Annotated in this window: 13 protein-coding genes and 1 other RNA gene; 8 read left to right on the top strand and 6 right to left on the bottom strand. The window is 43.2% G+C overall.

Translation table 11 applies throughout. From position 1 onward, the window contains the following. Positions 1-16: 16 nt before the first annotated feature. Positions 17-1,090 (bottom strand): endolytic transglycosylase MltG, encoded by a 1,074-nt coding sequence (mltG, locus tag ACHZA1_RS13080; RefSeq protein WP_320052315.1) that lies wholly within the window; start codon positions 1,088-1,090, stop codon positions 17-19. A 115-nt stretch (positions 1,091-1,205) separates the two neighbouring features. On the opposite strand from mltG, the gene ACHZA1_RS13085 reads away from it, so the two are divergent. After that, the gene (locus tag ACHZA1_RS13085) at positions 1,206-1,718 is read left to right on the top strand and encodes a hypothetical protein (RefSeq protein WP_320052316.1); all 513 of its coding nucleotides are present in this window, start codon (positions 1,206-1,208) and stop codon (positions 1,716-1,718) included. 77 nt (positions 1,719-1,795) lie between these two features. Here ACHZA1_RS13085 and ACHZA1_RS13090 read toward each other — a convergent pair whose 3' ends face one another. From ACHZA1_RS13090 to ACHZA1_RS13110, 5 genes are all read right to left on the bottom strand, one after another. Further along, positions 1,796-2,368 (bottom strand): sigma-70 family RNA polymerase sigma factor, encoded by a 573-nt coding sequence (locus tag ACHZA1_RS13090; RefSeq protein ID WP_320052317.1) that lies wholly within the window; start codon positions 2,366-2,368, stop codon positions 1,796-1,798. Positions 2,369-2,727: 359 nt separating this feature from the next. Then, positions 2,728-3,492 (bottom strand): 23S rRNA (guanosine(2251)-2'-O)-methyltransferase RlmB, encoded by a 765-nt coding sequence (gene rlmB, locus ACHZA1_RS13095; protein ID WP_320052318.1) that lies wholly within the window; start codon positions 3,490-3,492, stop codon positions 2,728-2,730. A 717-nt stretch (positions 3,493-4,209) separates the two neighbouring features. Continuing rightward, positions 4,210-4,613: a transfer-messenger RNA gene (gene ssrA / locus ACHZA1_RS13100) on the bottom strand. 52 nt (positions 4,614-4,665) lie between these two features. After that, positions 4,666-5,316 (bottom strand): ribulose-phosphate 3-epimerase, encoded by a 651-nt coding sequence (rpe, locus tag ACHZA1_RS13105; RefSeq protein WP_320052319.1) that lies wholly within the window; start codon positions 5,314-5,316, stop codon positions 4,666-4,668. Positions 5,317-5,373: 57 nt separating this feature from the next. Then, a complete protein-coding gene (locus ACHZA1_RS13110; protein ID WP_320052320.1) occupies positions 5,374-6,234 on the bottom strand; it encodes an RNA polymerase sigma factor RpoD/SigA in 861 nt (286 codons plus the stop codon). 267 nt (positions 6,235-6,501) lie between these two features. Between ACHZA1_RS13110 and rho the strand changes: the two genes are divergently transcribed. From rho to trkA, 7 genes are all read left to right on the top strand, one after another. After that, positions 6,502-8,385 (top strand): transcription termination factor Rho, encoded by a 1,884-nt coding sequence (rho, locus tag ACHZA1_RS13115; RefSeq protein ID WP_320052321.1) that lies wholly within the window; start codon positions 6,502-6,504, stop codon positions 8,383-8,385. A gap of 238 nt (positions 8,386-8,623) precedes the next feature. Then, entirely contained in the window at positions 8,624-12,157 is a 3,534-nt protein-coding gene (gene nifJ / locus ACHZA1_RS13120) for a pyruvate:ferredoxin (flavodoxin) oxidoreductase (RefSeq protein WP_320052322.1), read from the top strand. An 85-nt stretch (positions 12,158-12,242) separates the two neighbouring features. Then, a complete protein-coding gene (locus ACHZA1_RS13125) occupies positions 12,243-15,215 on the top strand; it encodes a two-component regulator propeller domain-containing protein (protein WP_320052323.1) in 2,973 nt (990 codons plus the stop codon). A gap of 2 nt (positions 15,216-15,217) precedes the next feature. Next, positions 15,218-15,967 carry a response regulator gene (locus tag ACHZA1_RS13130; protein ID WP_320052324.1) on the top strand — a complete coding sequence of 250 codons (750 nt, stop codon included), beginning with the start codon at positions 15,218-15,220 and terminating at the stop codon, positions 15,965-15,967. Positions 15,968-16,006: 39 nt separating this feature from the next. Continuing rightward, on the top strand, positions 16,007-16,432 hold the full coding sequence (gene ruvX / locus ACHZA1_RS13135) for a Holliday junction resolvase RuvX (RefSeq protein ID WP_320052325.1): 426 nt from the start codon (positions 16,007-16,009) through the stop codon (positions 16,430-16,432). A 4-nt stretch (positions 16,433-16,436) separates the two neighbouring features. Continuing rightward, complete coding sequence (gene def / locus ACHZA1_RS13140) at positions 16,437-16,988, top strand: peptide deformylase (RefSeq protein ID WP_320052326.1); 552 nt, start codon at positions 16,437-16,439, stop codon at positions 16,986-16,988. A gap of 108 nt (positions 16,989-17,096) precedes the next feature. After that, positions 17,097-18,437: a Trk system potassium transporter TrkA gene (trkA, locus tag ACHZA1_RS13145; RefSeq protein WP_320052327.1), complete on the top strand. Its 1,341-nt coding sequence runs from the start codon at positions 17,097-17,099 to the stop codon at positions 18,435-18,437. The last annotated feature ends 12 nt before the right edge of the window (positions 18,438-18,449 follow it).

The raw sequence follows: 18,449 nt of genomic DNA on the forward strand, positions 1-18,449 counted from the left end.
GCGCCTCTCTTTTTCTTTATTTCTTTATGTTTCGCTTGTTAAGTGCGGCTTGGTATACCTGAGCATTCTTTTCGTGCTCCTCTTTAGTAACGGCAAATGCATGTGCTCCGGAGAAATCAGCCTTTGCGCAGAAGTATATATAAGGTGTTTTTGCGCTATTGAGAACTGCATCGATAGCCTCGATTGATGGTAATGCTATAGGGCCTGGGGGCAATCCCTTGTACTTATAAGTATTGTAGGGAGAATCAAACGATAAATGCTTGTTTAAGATTCGGCGAATGGTTGGATCGCCAATGGCAAACTTAACTGTAGGATCGGCTTGGAGCAGCATTTCCTTCTTTAAGCGATTGAGGTAAACACCGGCAATGGTGTTCATCTCTGGAACGTAGTTGGTCTCCTCATCGACAATTGAGGCAACGGTGATTACCTGTTCGCGGCTAAGACCCATCGAATCGGCCTTGTGCTGTCTATTCTTTTCGCCCCAAAACTTGTCGTACTCCTTCTTCATTCGCTTAAGGATATCGTTGGGAGTTACGTTCCAGTAGAGCTCGTAGGTATTTGGAATGAAGAGGCTGATGATGGTTTCTGGTGTCATTCCTATAGATTTGGCAACAGAATCGCTATTGAGCATGGTTACTATAGCCAAAGAATCGGGCTCTAACTGTTTTCCTAGTATTGATGCAAGCTTCTCCTTTGTTCTAATATTGTTGATGTAGATCTGTGCAGGATCTTGGTTGCCTGAGATTAGCATATTAAGCAACCGACGGTTGCTCATGCCTGCAACCAACTTATATCTACCTGGCTTTACTTTTTGAGCATATCCTTTTTTTTCGGCATAGCTTTCGAACGTGTTGAAGTTCTTTATGTAGCCCGACTGCCTAAAGATGGCAGCAACGGCATTGTAGTCGCTGCCTGTTGGAATTAGTATGTGTGCCGATTTTTTACCGCCCAGATCAACATTGGGCATAAGTACCCGTGTGTAGAGCCTTATGCCGAAAAACAGGGCAATCGAAAATGCCGCAATTGCTACTGTAATAGCGATTTTCTTTAAGGGCGTCTTGGCAGGTTTCTTTTGTTTTGCAGAAGCCATTGTCTATTATTTTTTATGCAAAATAAACCATTTAAGCCTAAAGTCGGCTAGCTTCCTAAATATTTAAGGCATCAATATCGTATCTTTTAGGTAAATTTGGTAAATTTTTCAGGCTATGACAGAAGTAATATTGTTCGCAGTTTCAATTATTTGCGTTGCAGCAGTTGCTATTGTTGCTATTGCGCTTACATTGAAGCACCAAAAGTCGTTCCAGCAGATAGAGCAGCAGCTCGTGCGCAATAAGATTACGCTACCCCTTAGGCTGCAGGCTTACGAGCGGTGTGTCGTTTTCTTGGAGAGGATAAGTCCCGATTCTTTGGTTGTTAGGGTGAACAAGGGCGAGGATACGGTTGCAAGCCTTCAGGCTAGGTTGTTAAGCACCATTCGCACTGAATTTGAGCACAACATATCGCAGCAACTGTACGTTAGCCCAGAGTCGTGGGTTTATGTTGTTAATGCAAAGAATAATATTGTTGGCTTGGTCAACTCGTGTAGCAGCAAACTTCATCCCGATATGAGGGCTATTGAGCTGTCGAAGCTCATTATCGAGGCTTATGCGAATATCGAAACTTCGCCTACGGCACTCGCCAAGCAAAAGATAAAGCAGGAGGTTGCTCTGCTCTACTAGGGCATGGTTGATGTAAAAAATAAGGGGCATGCGCCCCTTATTTTTTACAAACAAACTGCTAAAAACACAAATGCTGGTTAGAATCTCTCTAAGACATTCGCTCTCTTCTTTAAATTTATTAAGGCGTATCTCATTCGGCCCAGTGCTGTATTGACGCTGACGTCGGTAAAATCGGCAATTTCCTTGAAGCTCATTCCTATGTAGTACCTTAGGAGTACCACCTCTTTTTGCTCTTTGGGAAGCTCATCGACAAGCAATCTGAGGCTGTTATTTTGCTGCTTTCGGATAATTGTCCTTTCGGGCGACTCATCGGCTGACATGTTCTGCAGCTTATTCTCGATGGCGCTATTCTCATCAATGGAAATTGGGAGGTCCTTGCGGTAGTAGTCGATAACCATGTTGCGGGCAATGCGCATCAGCCAGGGAACGAACTTGCCTGCATCTTTGTACGCCCCTTCGGTAAGCGAGCGGTAGGCCTTTATGAAGACGTCTTGCGCGATGTCTTCGGCAACATCCTGCCTCCGGATGAACAGGCAAACGTAACCTAGAACTTTCTTTCGGTATCGGTTATGCAGGATTGCAAACGAAGCATCGCTGCCCTTGGCAACGCGCTCTACCAATTCGTTATCTGCAAGCAATGGAGTTCTCAATGTCTGGATATTTTGAAGGTTTCTACTGCTGTTGTTCAAATACGGCTGCAAAATATCCATTCCGCATCGGCTTGGCATTTAAAATCCGCCACAAAACGGTTAATAACTTGTTAAATATTCAGCTAATGGTTTTGCTGTAATGGCTGTAACTGGCTGTAAATTAGTGGTTGGCGAAATAAACATTTTGTTAATCCAGAAGGTGACTTGCCCTCGCTGGTGCTGTTGGGAAGCCGCTAAGTGGGGGAGGGGGCCGGGTATTTCTGCCATGGTTGGGCATGCGGCCAAAATGTAAAAGCCTCGAGGTTGACTCCCCGGGGCTTTTCAGATTTATGGTGTTCTACCCGTAAAATGGTTTCTGCCTAGTCTTCGTACATGGCATCGAAGATGCGCTGGCGTACGGCTTCGAACATCACCAAGGCGGCAGCAACGCCTACGTTTAGCGAGTCGATTTGGCCGCTGAGCGGAACCTTCACCATCTCGTCAACAAACTTGAGGTTGTCGGGAGAGATGCCCTTATCCTCCGACCCCATGATGATGGCCGTTGGTGGTGTCATGTCCACCTTGTACATCATGTCCTTGGCCTTTTCCGACGAGGCCACAATCTTAATGCCGCTATCCCTGAGGTAGAAGATGGCGGAGCGCAGGCTGGGAACTTTAACGATGGGAATGAAGTGAAGCGCCCCTGCTGACGACTTGATGGCGTCGGAGTTGATTTGCGCCGAGCCTTTGGCCGGAATGATGATGGCGTTAACCCCAGCACATTCGGCCGAACGGGCAATGGCGCCGAAGTTGCGGACGTCGGTAACGCCATCGAGAACAAGGAATAGTGGGGTTTTCTTCTCGTCCTCGAGGGCGGCGGTAACCACATCCTCGAGCTCGTAGTACTCAATTTGAGCGGCAAAGGCAATTACGCCCTGATGGTTCTGGCTGGTGATGCTGTTCAGCTTCTCGGCTGGAACGTACTGGGCGAAGATCTTCTTCCTACGGAGCAGGTCCTTCAGCTCCTGAATCAGCTCGCCCTCCAGCCCGTTCTTAATCATAACCTTGTCCAGCGGCTTGCCGGCGTTGATGGCCTCTATCACAGGGCGAATTCCAAATATCGAATTTTGGTTGCTTGCGCTCATATTGTTTTTATTTGGCGCAAAGATACAAAAACTCTGTGCGTAAATAAAAAGCCCATCGCCGAACGGTGGAGGACCTCGCTGTGCCTCGATTCATGTTGGTTTTAGCAGTCTCCTATTTTCTTACTGGACTGACCTTTTTTAGGTTTACTACAACGTATTGCTGGCGCTTTTTTCCTTTCCCCTTCAAAAAAATGACGCACACTACACATGAACTGCCGTAATTGGCAAGCGGTAACGCCTCCGAGAGGCATCGCAACATCTCCAATGTCCGAGCAACCACCCCTACAGGTGTTCCCGACCACCTACATAGGTATTCCGTACCACCTCCGAGGCCCAACCGACCACCCTCATAGGTGGTAGCGACCACCCCAACAGGTGTAACAGGCCGCCTTGGAGGTCTGCCGATTAGGCTTTGCCAATAAAGCGAAGTCCTGGTTTCTTTCGAAAGATGGGGAATCATCATTCTCTCATAAAGGAGGATAAATGGTGGACCAAAGTACGCCTCTAGCTTTACATTTTACTGCGGCAGCCATCATTGAGGAAGGATGTAGCTCTAGTCACAACCATGCACGGAGGCGGCATAAATGCAGTATCTGTAGGGCGTCTCTATCGAACCTTGAGCGAGAAAAATAAAGGACGTGCGAATCTGCACTTGCAAGTAGTATGTGCTTGCAAAAGAAAAGGCTATAAATCGAACGATTCATAGCCTTTTTACTTCTGTGGAGCTGGAGGGTGTCGAACCCTCGTCCAAACAAGGAACCCAAATGGTCGCTACATGCTTAGCCGTCACCTTGTTTTTCGAGATTCAACCTGACAGAGGCCTTCTAGCCGAATCCTTATCCCCTAAATCTTATAGATGCTTAAGGGCGTCACATCTACCAGCTCTATGTTTTTTGAAACCCCGTATGCCTTTGTTCAAAGAGCAGGAACTTGGGCGGGATTCTCGTCTCTGAGCCACCTTGGACCCTGAGATTAAGCTAAATCACTTAGTGATATTAAGCAGCGAGAGCGTAGCTATTTTCGCCATTTGAAAGTTGAGACCTGATATTTACGAGCTAGCATCACAACGCTCGGCATGCTACCACTCCGACTCGGCTTGCTGTCAAAACCAATACAGCCCCTTCGGATGATTTGCAATTGTAGTACGAAAATAGTTTTGCAAAGATACGCTATTTAGGCATTTTTCAAACCCTCAATAGCCAATAGCGGATCTTTTGATTTAAATACAGCGCTACCGGCAACCAAGCAGTCCGCTCCGGCATCGTATAGAGCCTTGGCGTTGGTGCTGTCTACCCCGCCATCAATCTGAATAATGGTACTGGCCCCCTTTTGCTCAATCATTTTTCGCAGTTCTACTACCTTGCTATAGGTGTTTTCAATGAACTTTTGTCCTCCAAATCCGGGGTTAACGCTCATCAGAAGCACCATATCAACATCGTTTAGTATGTTTTCAAGCAGCGCTACCGGCGTATGAGGGTTGAGCGATACGCCAGCCTTCATTCCGTTATCCGTAATGTGCTGAATCGTGCGATGAAGGTGGGGGCAGGCTTCGTAGTGCACGGTGAGGATTTCGGCTCCTGCTTTTCTGAATACCTCTACGTATCTGTCGGGGTCGACAATCATTAGGTGTACGTCCATTGGCTTTTGCAGCAATGGCTTTATACTCTCCAGAACAGGTATTCCATACGAAATATTGGGAACAAATACGCCGTCCATGATGTCGAGATGAAGCCAGTCTGCCTGGCTTTTATTGATCATTTCGATCTCTTTGTCGAGCTGAAGAAAGTTGGCCGCAAGAAGCGAAGGGGAAACTAAACGTGGCATCTGCTATATTTTTTTGCAAAAATAGGAAAAGGCGGGTAATCCGCCTATTCCTATACATTACAAGTATCCTCTAAGAACCTTTTCTTTGGCCATACATTTGAGTTTTCGTAGCGCTTTTTCCTTGATTTGGCGAACACGTTCTCTGGTAAGATCGACCTTAAGCCCAATTTCATCTAGCGTATGGGGGTGGTTGCCGTTTAGCCCGAAGTACAGTTGAAGAATGATGGATTCTCTTTCGGTGAGCGAGTTTAGAATACGATGAATCTCTGTTTTAAGCGAGTCGTAAGAAAGATCGCCATCAGGCGTTTGCTCTTCGGCATCAAGCAGGATGTCGTGTAACGCCATATCCTCGTCGGTTCCTATTGGAGCATCCATTGAAACGGGGCGTGAAGAACTTTTGAGGACCTCCCTAATTTCGCGAGGCCCAATTTCCACTACATCGGCTATTTCCTCGATTGAGGGTTCGCGCTCGAACTGCTGTTCAAGTTCTGCAAAAGCCTTGTTTATTTTGTTGAGCGAACCAATCTTATTTAAAGGTAGTCTTACTATTCGCGCTTGCTCGGCTAAGGCCTGCAAAATGGCTTGCCGAATCCACCAAACAGCGTAGGATATAAATTTGAAGCCTCTTGTGTCATCAAACCTTTGGGTAGCTTTAATCAGTCCAAGGTTTCCTTCGTTAATTAGATCGGATAGAGTGAGCCCTTGATTTTGATATTGTTTTGCGACAGATACGACAAATCGCAAGTTTGCACGGATCATCTTTTCTATCGCTTTCGGGTCACCTTGTCTTATTCGTCTGGCTAGCAAAATTTCTTCTTCTGCTGATATTAAATCCTCTTTCCCAATCTCGTGTAAGTACTTGTCTAACGATGGGGTTTCTCTATTTGTGACCTGTTTCGTTATTTTAAGCTGTCTCATACATTTAGGTTGGTTAACAAATTCTTGTTGAATATAAGCAAAAAGGTAGTGTAGCAAATAAATCTCTAAAAATAAGATAGTATTTGCTGTTCTTTTTACTCTCTTTCAACAAAAATGTTTGATAAAAGTTGCAATTTCTTTGGAGTTGTTCTATACTTGCAGAGATTTAGGTCTTCTAATAAAATCAACCCCCTTTCGTTATTCAAGAGTTTTTCTCACAACATTTCCATGAAATAACTTTCAAGCGGAATAATTCATAGTTCATTTATGTATGATATTTTAGAGCTGAACAGCAAGCTGCTATCTGATTTAAAGGAGATAGCCAAGCAGCTTAATATTAAGCGTGTCGATTCGCTTAAAAAACAAGATTTGATATATAAAATATTGGATGAGCAAGCCTTACAGGCGGCAACTGCGACTCCTCAAAAGGAAGTGTCTTCGCGTCGAAAGGCGGATGCTCCTAAGAAAGAAGATAAAAAGGAAGTTAAGCAGGTTACTGAAGAGACTTCAAAAAAGGAGGAAAAATCAGTTCCTTCTGTAGAATCTGTAGAAGAACTTAAACCTCAGGATCCCGAAGAACTTAAAATTAAGCGTGAGCGTCTTAAAAAAGGTAGCGTTCGTTTCGAACGTGTTGTAGGATATACTGGAGACACCAGCTCTTCAACCGACTCTTCAGCTGATAGTACTCAACAAAAGTCAGAAAAAACACACGGTAGACAAGAAAGAGCCTTTTCTCGTCAGCAAGAAGGCAAACAGCGTCAAGAAAAAACATCCCAGCGTCAGCCAATGGAACAAAGAGGCCTTGGCTCGAAGCAACCATCTTCCGAAAAAGTTGTTTTAGACGAAATTATTGAGGATGCTTACTCCGAACCCACAGTTGAGGTTGAAGATGAGGGTGATGTTTTTATTTCTTCAGATGTAAATAAGATGCCCGAGGAGGTTGCTGCTACAATGCCAGAAGATCTCTTCGATACACGTAGTCAGGAGCCTCAGCCATCGGTTTCTTCAAAAAAGAATGATCGTTACGAGTTTGATGGACGAATAAAAGCTACTGGAGTTCTCGAAATAATGCCCGATGGATATGGCTTTATGCGTTCGTCGGATTACAACTACCTCAATTCTCCTGATGACATTTACGTGTCGATGTCGCAGATTAAGCTTTTCGGGCTTAAAACTGGCGATACAATTACAGGTGAGATTCGTCCCCCAAAAGAAGGGGAAAAGTACTTTCCTTTAATAAAGGTACAATCAATAAATGGGCGCGATCCTGATTTTATACGCGATCGTGTTCCTTTCGATTACCTAACCCCATTATTTCCTACCGAAAAATTCACTTTGGTTGGTAAGGGACATAATAACCTATCTGCTCGTGTGGTTGATCTTTTCTCTCCAATAGGTAAGGGACAAAGAGGTCTTATCGTTGCTCAGCCTAAAACTGGTAAAACGATGCTTCTAAAGGAAATTGCCAATGCAATTGCCGACAACCATCCAGAGGTATATATGATAGTGCTTCTTATTGATGAACGTCCAGAGGAAGTTACTGATATGGCTCGCAGTGTAAAGGCAGAGGTGGTTGCCTCTACCTTCGACGAGCCTGCGGAGCGCCATGTTAAGGTTGCCAATATTGTTCTTGAAAAGGCTAAGCGTTTGGTGGAGTGTGGTCACGACGTGGTGATTTTACTCGATTCGATTACTCGTTTGGCTCGTGCGTACAATACTGTTCAACCAGCATCGGGCAAGGTGCTTTCTGGTGGTGTAGATGCAAACGCACTACATAAGCCTAAGCGCTTCTTTGGAGCTGCCCGTAATATCGAAAACGGAGGTTCACTTACCATTCTTGCCACAGCTCTTACTGATACTGGTTCTAAGATGGATGATGTAATCTTTGAAGAGTTTAAGGGAACTGGAAATATGGAACTTCAGTTGGATAGAAAGTTGGCAAACAGAAGAGTCTTCCCTGCGGTAGATGTTACCCTTTCGAGCACTCGTCGCGACGACCTGCTTCTCGACAAGGAAGCGCTGCAGCGCATTTGGATACTCCGAAACTATCTGTCGGATATGAATTCCGTAGAGGCAATGACATTTCTTCGAGATCGAATGTCAAAAACCGTCTCGAACGAGGAGTTTTTAATATCGATGAACAGCGATTAATAATAAAGGAGGAGGCTTAAGAGTCTCTTCTTTTGTTAAATAGGGTTATAAGTGTTTTTTGATTTATAATATTTTAATCCTTCAATTAGCTGGAATACCTGCAATTAAATTGTTATTTAATTAGCAGTTAGTTTGGTGTATAGCCAAACAAATATTGCAAGGTGGCAGAGCTATTATTTTTCCTTATTTTTGTACCACGACTAAAGCAAATGCTTATTCCTTAATAAATTAAGTGACGATGACAAAAAGCAAAAAGTTCATTACCTGTGATGGTAATTATGCTGCTGCGCATATCGCCTATATGTTCAGCGAAGTAGCGGCCATTTATCCCATCACCCCTTCGTCTACTATGGCAGAATATGTCGACGAGTGGGCCGCAAATGGTAAGAAAAACATTTTTGGAGAGACGGTTAAAGTAGTAGAAATGCAATCGGAAGCAGGAGCAGCTGGTGCTGTACACGGTTCTCTTCAAGCTGGAGCATTAACCACCACATTTACAGCTTCGCAAGGTCTTATGTTGATGCTGCCAAACATGTATAAGATTTCTGGAGAAATGCTTCCTGGTGTTTTCCATGTATCTGCTCGTGCTTTGGCTGCTCAATCTCTTTCTATCTTTGGTGATCATCAGGATGTTATGGCCGCTCGTCCTACTGGATTTGCCATGTTGGCAACTGGTTCGGTTCAAGAGGTTATGGATCTTGCTGGTATAGCTCACCTAACGTCGATTAAAACTCGCATTCCTTTCCTTCACTTCTTCGATGGATTCCGTACTTCTCACGAAATTCAAAAAATTGAGGAGTTGGATATGGCCGATTTGGAGTCACTTCTTGACCACCAAGCTCTACAGGAATTCCGTGATAGAGCGCTTAACCCAGAGCATCCTGTTACCCGCGGTACAGCGCAGAACCCTGATATTTACTTCCAAACTCGCGAGGTTAGTAATAAGTACTACGATGCTATTCCTGATGTAGTTGCTGATTACATGAAGCAGATTAGCAAGATCACAGGTCGTGAGTACAAGCCTTATACTTTCTACGGCGATCCTAACGCAGAAAATATTATCATTGCTATGGGATCTGTAACCGATCCTATCAAGGAAGTTATTGATCACCTAATGGCGGCAAAGGGCGAAAAGGTTGGTTTGCTTAACATTCACCTTTACCGTCCATTCTCAGCCAAGTATTTCTTCGATGTGCTTCCCAAAACGGTTAAGCGTGTTGCTGTACTTGATAGGACAAAGGAGCCTGGTGCTAATGGAGAACCTTTATACCTCGAGATTAAGGATCTATTCTACGGAAAGAAAAATGCACCAGTTATTGTTGGTGGTCGCTACGGTTTATCTTCTAAGGATACTACCCCAGCACAAATCATCGCAGTATACGAGAATCTTAAGCTTAACGAGCCAAAGGATCACTTTACCATTGGTATCGTAGACGATGTGACTTTCAAGTCGCTTCCAGTACTCCCTGAAGTTTCGCTAGCAGCTGCTGGTACCTTTGAGGGTAAATTCTATGGTTTGGGTTCTGATGGTACTGTAGGTGCTAACAAGAATACTATCAAAATTATTGGAAATTCTACCAATAAGTATTGTCAGGCATATTTTGCCTACGATTCAAAGAAATCGGGTGGTATCACTATTTCTCACCTTCGTTTCGGAGACTCTCCAATTCGTTCTTCTTACTTGGTTTCAACTCCTGATTTTGTGGCTTGTCACGTTCCTTCCTACCTTTGGAAGTACGACATGCTTCGTGGTATTAAGGAGAACGGAACTTTTCTTTTGAACTCTGTTTGGGATGTAGAGGAAACCAAGGCTAAACTGCCAAGTTCAGTAAAGAAGATTCTTGCTGAGAAAAAGGTAAACTTCTACATTATCAACGCAACCGCAATTGCAGAAAAGATTGGTCTTGGTAATCGTACCAACACTATTCTTCAATCAGCATTCTTTAAGATTGCCAACGTGATCCCTTATGAAAAGGCTGTTGAGCAAATGAAGAAGGCTATTGTAAAGAGTTACGGAAAGAAGGGCGAGGAAATTGTTAACATGAACAATGCTGCTGTTGATCGTGGTGGTGATGCTGTTAAGATTGAAGTTCCTGCTGAGTGGGCTTCGATTGTGGCTGAGCCTCTAACTTTCAATACGAATGCTCCTGAGTTCATCCAAAAAATAGCCGATCCAATCAACGCACAGATGGGGGATGATCTACCTGTTAGCGCATTCCTTGGTTGGGAAGATGGTACGTTCCCTGCAGGAACTACTGCTTACGAAAAGCGTGGTGCTGCAGTAAACATTCCAGAGTGGCAAGGTAATAACTGTATTCAATGTAACCAGTGTGCTTATGTATGCCCTCACGCAGCTATCCGTCCATTCCTATTAACTCAGGAAGAGGCTGCTGGTGTTCCAGAAGGAACTCAATTGGTTAAGGGGAATGGTGCTGTTAAGGAATTCCAATTCCGTATTCAGGTAAGTCCGCTTGACTGTACAGGTTGCGGCAACTGTGCTGATGTATGTCCTGCTCCTAACAAGGCTCTTGTTATGAAGCATCTCGACACCCAAATGAATGAGGTAGAGCGTTGGAACTACATGCATGGTAAGGTTGGCTACAAGGATACAATTCTTGACAAGACTAAGACTGTTAAGAATCTTCAGTTTGCTCAACCTTTATTTGAGTTCTCTGGGGCTTGTGCTGGATGTGGTGAAACCCCATATATTAAGGCTATTACCCAACTTTTTGGTGATAGGATGATGGTTGCCAATGCTACCGGATGTTCTTCTATCTATGGTGGTTCTGCACCAGCGACTCCATACTGTACTAATGCTAAGGGGCATGGTCCTGCATGGGCAAACTCGCTATTTGAAGATAATGCAGAGTTTGGTCTTGGTATGCGAGTAGGGGTTGAAAAAATGCGAGAAACTATCAAGAATAAGCTCGTTGCTAATCTTGAATCATTTAGTGCTGATACTGCTGCTGCTGCTAAGGAGTGGATCGAGAACATGGCTTTCGCAGAAAAGAGCCGTGCTGCTTCTGCAAAGTTGGAGGCTGCACTTGCAACCGAAACTTCAGAAGTTGCTAAGGACCTGCTTGCTATTAAGAGTTACTTCGTAAAGAAATCTCAGTGGATCTTCGGTGGTGATGGTTGGGCATACGATATAGGATTCGGTGGACTCGATCACGTAATTGCTTCTGGCGAAGACGTAAATATTCTCGTAATGGATACTGAGGTTTACTCAAATACCGGGGGACAGTCTTCTAAGTCGACTCCTGTTGCTGCAGTAGCAAAATTTGCTGCATCAGGTAAGCGTATTCGTAAGAAAGACTTAGGCATGATTGCTATGTCGTATGGTTATGTATATGTTGCCCAAGTTTCGATGGGCGCAAATCAGAACCAATACTTCCAGGCTATTAAGGAAGCAGAGGCTTATCCAGGACCATCGCTTATAATTGCATATTCTCCATGTATTAACCATGGTTTGAAGAATGGTATGGGGCACTCTCAAAAGGAAGCGAAGTTAGCTGTAGAATGTGGTTACTGGCATCTATATCGCTTCAACCCACAACTGGAAGCAGAAGGCAAAAATCCATTTACCATCGACTCTAAAGAACCAGAATGGGCGAAGTTCCAAAACTTCCTTATGAGTGAGGTTCGCTATACTTCGCTTAAGAAAGGATTCCCTGAAGTTGCCGATGAGTTATTTGCAGCTTCTGAGGAGAATGCAAAGTGGAGGTATAACTCGTATAAGAGATTGGCTAATATGGATTATTCCGCAGAATAGCGTAATCCTAGAATAAATGAAAAGGCAGGATAAAATCCTGCCTTTTTTTATATATTGTCGGTCAAACCTTCAGCCTTGTTAGTTAATGAAACTTTTTTTTAGGGTATTACTTTTCGGGACTTTGAATCTTCTGATTTTTAGTGCAACATCCCAGGTTCCGAATTTAAAGCAGTACACCGTTTCCGATGGCTTACTAACTAATGAAATCTTTCAGGTTTATCAAGATTCTAAGGGTTATATTTGGTTTGCAACAGCATATGGGGTGTGTAAATTTGATGGGAAACACTTTGTTCAAATTGAAAGACCTAAAGAATTCAGAAATTCATCGATTCTCGAAATTAAAGAAGATAGTAAGAAGCAGCTCTGGTTTGTTTCGCTAAAGGGTAACTTATACCATTTTAGATCCTCGAAATTAGTTCCTTTCATATATAATTCACAGATTCAGGATAATTTATATACAAATAAGGGGCATATACGCGATTCATTTGTTCCTCTTTCCGATTCTTCGGTGATGATCTCATTTAAAGAAAAAGGGGCAGTTGTTGTTAGGCAGAATGGCATCGTCAGCTTTAAATATCCGAATCAAAAGAGTGTAGTACTTTTTGATTTTTCTAAGAGTAACCCATTTATCTCTTTTCAATTTGTTCCTTCAGGACCTATTGAAGTGCGTGATTCTAAAAAAACTTCCTTTATTTATAATTCGAAGATATTTCCAACTCATCTCTATGCTGCAAAACTGAAGAATGGGAATAAGATATTTTCTTTGGATAGGATAGTCTACGTAGCAGGGAATGGCTGGTGTAAAAAGTACGAAATGGTTGATGCTATAACGGGAATCTATCAGGATCGAGATTCGCAAATATGGCTATCCATAAATGGACATGGCGCTTACTGCTATCCAAACGAAAATTTCAGTCATGCTCCTTCATTTAAAATTCTCGACAAAGAGATTGTTACGTCAATACTTCAGGATAGGGAAGGTTCTTATTGGTTTTCTACTTTAAATTCAGGTGTTTTTTTCACCCCTTCACTATCATTTGTAAACTATACCACGAAGAATGGACTTTTTTCCGACAAGGTGTCGAAAGTTACCTGTAACAACAATGAAGTGTGGGTTGGCTATGCTGATGGCTTTGTTTCGAAGATTAATAAGGATGGGGAAATTAGACACTTTGTAGATGGTAAGAATCATACGACTTCTGTTAAGGGGCTTGGTTGCCTAGGGTACAACAAGTCAGTTTGGATTTGTTCCGACATTCTTTATCGTATAGATAATGACAGAATTGATCCTGTAGAAAAGACGTTGGTGAAGCATAACAAAAATCCAAATTATGCATTGCTTCCACGCGCAGTAGAGAAGTCGAGAGATGGAGGTATTTGGGTTGCATCAAATAGGGGATTTAAAAAGATATTAAAAGGCAAGGTCGTTTACGACTCGTATGAGACTGGTGATTTTGTCGGTATTGTTTACTCGTTGGCAGAAGAGCAAAACGGGGACTTGTGGATTGCTTCTAATTCGCTATTCCTTTATTCGAGGGGTAAGGTTCGACAAATAGGAGCGTCGAACTCGTTGCTAAATACGAGCATCGTAAAGAGTGCTATTAATAAGTATGATCACCGACTTTGGTTAGGCACGAAAAGTAATGGAATTTTAGTGCTTAATAGGGGCAAAATAATCCAGATTTGTACTAGAAATGGGTTACAGTCTGACAATATCTCAAGTTTTGATTTCTCGGGGAATCAGGTATGGGTTGGTTCTAATCGTGGAGTAGATCGCATAGCAATTAATCAAACCTCTCCGCTTAAATATAGCATCAAGCACTATAACACATCACATGGGCTTATTTGTAATGACGTAAAGGATGTTTGCGTATCGGGTGACTACGTGTATTTTGCTACTATTTCAGGATTATCTCGCTTTAGTGTTTCGAAAGGGGCTGATAACAATGTTCCTCCTCCAGTAATGATTTCTTCTGTAAAGGTAAACGATAAGGAAGTAGGGCTTGATCAACTTTTGAGGTTAAATCACGATCAGAACTTTATTGATATCTCTTTTAATGGCTTAACCTACAAGTGTGCAGGTGATGTAAGATACCGTTATAGAGTAGATGGGCTGAGCAATAAGTGGTTTTATACGTCAGAAGGTACAATTAGGCTATACAAACTCCCAGCAGGTGATTATAGGATAACCATTGCTGCAGAAAACAATGACCATGTATGGTCGAATAAACCGGCAGTTGTTAGTCTCTCAATTGCAAATCCCTTTTGGGCTACCTATTGGTTTATTGGTTTATGCTTAATTGCTGCAGCTGCAATCGTCTTCGCTTTTTTCCGTGCGCGTTTGCGTATTGTTCGAAAAATTGGCATGCATGAGCAGAAGGAAAACTTGTGGAAAAATCAGAGCCTTAGCTTGCAAATGAATCCACATTTTATCTTTAATACGCTGAACTCAATTCAGCTGTACATTCTTAAGTGTGATGTGGACTCTTCGTTGCATTACCTGTCGAAATTCTCAAGTTTGATGAGGAAGACACTTGAGAACTCCAACAGGATGAATGTTACGCTTAAGGAGGAACTGGAATCCCTTGAACTTTATTTAGAATTGGAATCTCTTCGTTGCGAGGGAAAATTTACATATAGCATTGAATGCGATCCGAGTATTTCTCTTTCTGATAGCTACATTCCAACTCTTCTAATACAGCCCTATGTAGAGAATGCAATCTGGCATGGTGTAATGCCCAAAGCAAGCAATGGGCATATTCAGGTTAAAATTCAAAATGCAGGAACATTTGTTAAGTGTAGTATTGTCGATGATGGGATTGGACGAGTTAAGTCTCAAGAGATTCAGAATATGAGCTTGGTTCGAAAGCATAAGTCTTTTGCAACAAAGATTACAGGACAACGGATAGAGATACTAAGATCTCTGTACAACAAGGAATTTAGTTTCGAGTACGTTGATAAGTACGACGACGAAGGCAATGCTTTTGGAACAGAGGTGATTCTAATATTCCCTCGTGATTTTGTGTCTGTTAAACATGTAACCCAAATTGTTGAATAGCAATGGATGTAATAAAGGCGATTGTTGTAGATGACGAGCGAGCCGCCGTGGAATCGCTAAGTATTATGCTTAATAAGTATTGCGAAGATTTGAATATCGTAGCAACAGCAATGTCAATAAATGAAGCTAAGAAGGTGATTGTTGAACATAACCCTGATGTTGTATTCCTTGACATTATGATGCCTGATGGTACCGGTTTTGATATCCTAGAAGCACTTCCTGATCGTAATTTTGAGCTCGTTTTTGTTACCGCATACAATCACTTGGCGATAAAGGCGCTAAAGTACTGTGCAATTGAGTTTATTCAAAAGCCAGTTTGCAAGGATGATTTAACCAAGGCTATTGATAAGGTGAAAAACAATAGGGGAATAGTACGGAATTCATCTCTTCAGTACACCGTTTTGTTTGAAAACTTAGGGAATGAGCTTCCTAATAAGCTTTGTTTGCCAACTGAGAGGGGGCTAGAAGTGGTGGATTTGGGAGAGGTGTTGGCTTTTGAGTCGAAGGATGGTGGTGTTATTGCTTATACCATCGAGGGGCGAAGTATTGTTTCTGAAAAAGACATAGATACCCTTGAGGATACACTATTGGACAGCAAATTTTCTAGGATTGCCAACGACCTCTTGCTAAATCTGAAAAAAGTAGAGATCATCTCAAAGGGAGAAATCTTCATGCATGGTGGAAAGACTTTTAATCTATCTGCCGAGCAAATTAACGAGTTCAAAATAAGATTTGGCAATCCGCCTTATTAATTGGCTAGTTTTTTAACTTTGCAGCTTATTTAAACAGCATTGGGACGACTACTAGCTATTGATTATGGAAAGAAACGGGTTGGCATTGCGGTTACAGACCCGATGCAGCTTATTGCAACAGGACTTTGTACTGTCGCATCTAATCAGGTTATTACCTTTTTAAAGGAGTATTTGGGTAAAGAAAGCGTCGATTGTATTGTTATAGGGCTGCCCAAGCAGATGGACAATAGTGAATCGGAGTCGATGGTGTACATAAAACCCTTTCTTAAGCAGCTGGCTAAACATTTTCCACAGATTAAGGTTGAAGCATACGACGAGCGTTTTACTTCGAAGATTGCGCATCAGGCTATTTTGGATGGTGGCGTAAAGAAGATGGATAGGCGCGATAAGTCGCTGGTGGATATGGTTAGCGCTACAATTATCTTGCAGTCGTACATGCAGAGCAAAGAGTTACGAAAATTTTAGACCAATGATACTGCCAATTTTTGTTTACGGATCGCCTGTTCTAAAGAAAGTAGCAGAGAATATCGATCCAAGCTATGAGGGACTAGATACATTTTTAAAGGACCTGTGGGAAACGATGTACCATGCCGATGGAGTTGGTCTTGCAGCTCCTCAGGTCGGGAAATCAGTTCGTGTATTTGTAATTGATGGAAGTGGTTTTGCGGAAGATGATCCCAAACTGGAAAATTTTAAGAAGGCCTTTATAAATCCTCAAATATTGGAGCGTAGCGGTGAACCATGGCCATTTAATGAGGGATGCTTAAGCCTTCCTGGGGTGCGCGAAGATGTTTACCGTGAAGCAACCGTAAAGATTAAATATCAGGACGAGAACTTTGTAGAGTACACCGAAGTATACGGCGGTATCGCTGCAAGAATAATTCAGCACGAGTACGACCATTTGGACGGTTTGCTCTTTGTTGATCGGCTTTCTCCGTTAAGAAAGAAGCTTGTGAAAGGTAAGCTTGCCGCAATGGCAAAGGGTAAGTATAGCGCCGATTACAAGAGTAAGCAAGGATAGGACGTAATTTCGCAGCAATGAAACGAGCATGTTGGCAGAACGCACAAGCACCCTTGAAATGCCAATATTCGAGTTCCATCCGACCTCTGAGAAATAAATAATTATCGGATGAAAATAATAATTGCAGGAGCAGGAGAGGTGGGAACCCACCTTGCAAAGATGCTGAGTAACGAGTATCACGACTTAGTGGTGATTGATGACGACGATCAGCGGCGCAAGCAGCTTGCTGCTAATGTCGATGTGCCCTGCATTGCTGGAAGCCCATCTTCGTTCGAAATGCTTTCGCAGGCTGGGGTCGAAAAGGCGGATCTGTTTATTGCGGTTACTCCTTCGGAGGAGACAAATATCATTTCGGCATCGCTAGCCAAAAGGCTTGGCGCCCGGAAGGTAATTGCGCGTATCGATAAGAACGAATACCTGTTGCCCAGCAACAAGGAGGTGTTTGTGGATATGGGTATCGACTACCTTTACTATCCAGAGAAAATTGCGGGTCGCGAGGTGGTTGATCTTCTTAGCCAGTCGTTCTCTACCGAATTCGTCGATTTCGCCAATAAGAAGCTGAAACTAGTCGTATTTAAGCTCGAAGAATCATCCCCAATTATTAATAAAACGTTGCTGCAGGCATCGGCTTCTCGTATCGATTTAAACTATCGGGCGGTTGCCATCTCGCGTAATGGTGAAACCATAATACCAACGGCTACCGAACGATTTAAGGTTGGCGATATTATTTACGTTATTACCAACGAAAAGGGGGCTCCTGAGCTGGTAAAGTATACGGGTAAGTCGCCAATCGAGGTTCGGAGCGTGATGATTCTTGGAGGAAGCCGTATCGGGATATGGATTGCCCGTGATTTGGAGAATAAGGTAGGCGTTAAGATGGTGGAAATTAACCGCGAGCGCTGCCAAAAGCTTGTAGACGAGCTGCCAAATACCTTGGTGCTGAATGGCGATGGCCGTAACTCTGACTTCCTTATTGAGGAGGGGCTCGAGCATGTTGACGCCTTTATTGCGGTTACCGGAAACTCGGAAACCAACATCCTAGCCTGCATGCTTGCCAAGCGACTAGGCGTTAATAAAACAATTGCCGAAATCGAGAACCTCGACTACATTAAGCTAGCGGAGAGTGTTGGTGTTGATACGGTAATCAACAAGAAACTGATTACGGCTGGTCGCATCTACCGCTTTACCATGAGCACTGATGTGCAGTCCATAAAGGTTCTTTCGGGATCGGATGCCGAGGTGATGGAGTTTATCGTAAAGCCGGGTAGCCCTGCGGTTCGCGGGCCTGTTAAAACTATTAACTTCCCTAAAGATGCAATGATTGGTGGTTTGGTTCGTGGCGATTTAAGCCTGATTGTTACCGGCGACACCGTCATTCTTCCCTACGATAGGGTGGTGGTGTTTGCGCTACCGTCGGCCATCAACAAGATAGGACGATACTTTAACTAGAATATCGGAAAA

This window comes from uncultured Acetobacteroides sp., assembly GCF_963667355.2.
In the GTDB taxonomy this organism is placed as follows: Bacteria; Bacteroidota; Bacteroidia; order Bacteroidales; family ZOR0009; genus Acetobacteroides.

Coding starts and splice junctions, on each gene's coding strand:
- mltG (WP_320052315.1), bottom strand. CDS start 1,090: ATGGCTTCTGCAAAACAAAAGAAACCTGCCAAGACGCCCTTAAAGAAA.
- ACHZA1_RS13085 (WP_320052316.1), top strand. CDS start 1,206: ATGACAGAAGTAATATTGTTCGCAGTTTCAATTATTTGCGTTGCAGCA.
- rlmB (WP_320052318.1), bottom strand. CDS start 3,492: ATGAGCGCAAGCAACCAAAATTCGATATTTGGAATTCGCCCTGTGATA.
- rpe (WP_320052319.1), bottom strand. CDS start 5,316: ATGCCACGTTTAGTTTCCCCTTCGCTTCTTGCGGCCAACTTTCTTCAG.
- ACHZA1_RS13110 (WP_320052320.1), bottom strand. CDS start 6,234: ATGAGACAGCTTAAAATAACGAAACAGGTCACAAATAGAGAAACCCCA.
- rho (WP_320052321.1), top strand. CDS start 6,502: ATGTATGATATTTTAGAGCTGAACAGCAAGCTGCTATCTGATTTAAAG.
- nifJ (WP_320052322.1), top strand. CDS start 8,624: ATGACAAAAAGCAAAAAGTTCATTACCTGTGATGGTAATTATGCTGCT.
- ACHZA1_RS13125 (WP_320052323.1), top strand. CDS start 12,243: ATGAAACTTTTTTTTAGGGTATTACTTTTCGGGACTTTGAATCTTCTG.
- ACHZA1_RS13130 (WP_320052324.1), top strand. CDS start 15,218: ATGGATGTAATAAAGGCGATTGTTGTAGATGACGAGCGAGCCGCCGTG.
- def (WP_320052326.1), top strand. CDS start 16,437: ATGATACTGCCAATTTTTGTTTACGGATCGCCTGTTCTAAAGAAAGTA.
- trkA (WP_320052327.1), top strand. CDS start 17,097: ATGAAAATAATAATTGCAGGAGCAGGAGAGGTGGGAACCCACCTTGCA.